The 1,678-nt window shown below is 24.7% G+C and carries 1 protein-coding gene; it reads left to right on the top strand.

What is annotated here, in order from left to right; translation table 11 throughout:
• Nucleotides 1-671: 671 nt before the first annotated feature.
• Nucleotides 672-1,678: hypothetical protein (locus AJ886_RS11005; protein WP_186820739.1), on the top strand; the 1,007-nt coding region annotated here is incomplete at its 3' end.

Below are 1,678 nucleotides of genomic sequence, written 5' to 3'. Positions count from 1 at the left end.
TAGGCTATAATTCTACTTTCACAAAAATCTTCATCCTAGATAAAGAAAAGCTCAATGATACCTATCTTGATACTAGAAAAAAGCTTTATAAATCTATCAATACTTTAAAAGAAAAAAGAAATGAAAAAATAAAAGATATCCAAGACTATTTAAATAAAGAAATTTCCTTACAAGATAATCTAAATAATCAAAGCTTTAATACTAAGGAAAATGATGTTAATTTAATTTTAAACGAAGTATTTAACATAGAGCAATTTTATGATAAAAATACCAATACCATAGTATTAAAGACAAATAATATAAAAATCATATTCTTAGATAAAGTAAATTTGCAAGATAATTCTAACAATACTTCTTTCATCTCTATGTCAAATTTAATCCATATTTATGATAATCATTGTGATATTTTTGCAAAAGATAGAAGTGTTTTGGATATAAAGGACATAGAAGAAAAATATCAAATAGATTTTAAAAGTTTAGATATAAAAATCTTCCTAAACTCCACCCTCCTTACAGGATCAAATGAACTTCCTAACAATCCTTTTTACTTTGGAGAATTAGATCAAGATAATACTATAAAACAAGATACACCCAGTTATTATTTTTCTCCTAAAGATGAAAGCAGTGGTTTAGGAAGACTTAGTATCTTTTATAAAAATGATGAACTTTGCTTGCTTAATTATTCTATTATAGAAAATTCTTTAAATATTAAATTAGAATGTTTAAGCAAACAAAGCTTAGAGTATAAAGACTTAATTTCAAACACTTTAAAAGAACAAAAAACCACACAAGTAGATAAAAAACAAGCTATAGCTAAACTTCATGCTCTTTTAGAAAATCAAAACCTAGAATGTATCCATGGAGGTAAAGTCATACTTAAATCAAACAAAGGAAAAACTTTTAAAGATGATGGTGTGTCTATAATGCTAGAAAGTGATTTATTAAACTCTAGTATAGTAGCTTGTCCTAATACTATAGCAGGTGTAAGTGTTCCTTGTACTAAAGTTGTTAATGTAAAAGGATCCTTATCTCAAAAGAAAGTCAATAATGAATATGTAATCTTACAAGAACTCATATCAGCTTGTATTAGTGATAAAGGTTTTCCTTTAAAAGTAAGCTTTACTCCTACTAAGTTTAAATTTGATCACAGCTTTGATCCTAAAGAGGGCTTAGGAGAACAAAGTAAAAATCAAATAGAGTTAAAAGAACCTATAATAAGACTTCATTATAAAAGTGATAGATTTCAAAAAGATAATTTACCTATCTATAATCTTTTAATCAATAATGAAAAAAAAGAACAAGATAAGGCTTTAAATGAATTTAATATAGATTTAAAAGATTTAAAAGATATAGAGGATATAAATATTCTTAATCAATTCAAACAAGACTTTAGTAAAGATTATGAATTTAAAGAATTAAATCTTAGCTTTGATACTAATTTAATCAAACTTTATTTTATTATCCCAAAAAACATTGCTAAAGTTTATAAAAGTGCTTATAAGGAATTTGAAAATAAAGATTTAGGAGTAGGGTATTTTACACAGCTACATGAGTATGATAAAATCATCAAAAATGCTTTAGAAGATAATAAAGAATTAAACGAATATCATTTAACTTTTTTAGCTCCTGCAAAAATGCAAAATTTAAAACTTCAAATCGCACAAGGACTAGATGAAAT

This window comes from Campylobacter sp. BCW_6465 (genome assembly GCF_001762815.1).
Lineage (GTDB): Bacteria > Campylobacterota > Campylobacteria > Campylobacterales > Campylobacteraceae > Campylobacter_D > Campylobacter_D jejuni.
The sequence above is the reverse complement of the archived record's forward strand: the minus strand, read 5'-3'. Positions and strand labels throughout refer to the sequence as shown.